Origin of the sequence: Vibrio sp. 10N.222.52.B7 (assembly GCF_041474275.1) — a bacterium.
GTDB classification, from domain to species: domain Bacteria; phylum Pseudomonadota; class Gammaproteobacteria; order Enterobacterales; family Vibrionaceae; genus Vibrio; species Vibrio crassostreae_C.
In genome coordinates, this window is sequence record NZ_JBFRTU010000781.1 from 1 (window position 1) to 220 (window position 220).

At 45.9% G+C, this 220-nt stretch carries 1 pseudogene; it reads right to left on the reverse strand.

The annotated features are described in order from the left end of the window. Nucleotides 1–220 (reverse strand): annotated as a pseudogene (locus AB4512_RS25285) (AraC family transcriptional regulator); the annotation flags it as partial.

The following is a 220-nucleotide window of genomic DNA, read 5'->3' on the forward strand; positions in this document are numbered from 1 at the left end:
ATACTCATATGCGTCGATGAAAGATAGTGCCTAGAGAGGTGAAATCGCACGTGATCCAATATTTTCTGATAGCTCGTGTCTGCGGCTTTGAGGTGTCTACGTAGTGTTCTAGAAGACATTCCCAATTCTGTGGATAGCGCTTCAATGGAAGGGTAACAGCCAGGCCTTTCAATAAACATCTGTGAGATCTTCTCTTTAAGGCTGGTGGGCGCACTGACTC